This window comes from Elusimicrobiota bacterium, assembly GCA_016788905.1.
In the GTDB taxonomy this organism is placed as follows: Bacteria; Elusimicrobiota; Elusimicrobia; order FEN-1173; family FEN-1173; genus JADKHR01.
The window spans coordinates 1-533 of sequence record JAEURZ010000072.1 but is presented as its reverse complement, the minus strand read 5'-3'; the positions used below and the strand labels follow the sequence as shown (position 1 = coordinate 533).

1 protein-coding gene is annotated in these 533 nt (G+C 51.2%); it reads left to right on the top strand.

Annotation, left to right across the window (positions count from 1 at the left end):
- Positions 1-12 precede the first annotated feature (12 nt).
- The coding region (locus JNK54_10855; GenBank protein ID MBL8024753.1) for a hypothetical protein at positions 13-533 on the top strand (521 nt) is incomplete at its 3' end.

Below are 533 nucleotides of genomic sequence, written 5' to 3'. Positions count from 1 at the left end.
TTCGGACGGGCGATGACGGCAAACTTTATTTACACGATCGCGGGGAATGGGATTGGGGGCTATCAGGCGGACAATGTGGCCGCCACGGCCACGCAGATAAATTATCCTTATGGCGTGAGCCTGGATGCTGTTGGGAACGTCTACATTGCTGATTATAGTAACCATCGGATCCGATTTGTCGCAAAAAGTGGCGGGACCTATTTCGGACAGGCGATGACGGCGAATTATATCTATACGATTGCGGGGAACGGAACGGCGGGATATCAGGCGGACAATGTGGCCGCGACTTCAACTCAAATTAAAAATCCCAAGGGAGTAAGCGTAGATCCTGAGGGGAACGTCTATATAGCGGATTTTAATAATTTTCGTATTCGAATCGTTGCGAAAACCGGGGGAACCTATTTTGGACAAGGAATGACAGGAAATTATATCTACACGTTCGCGGGGATTGGAAATTCTGGGCCCGGGGGGGACAATGTGACGGCCACGTCATCGCGGCTTAGTTATCCCGATGGCGTGAGCGTGGATGGCGG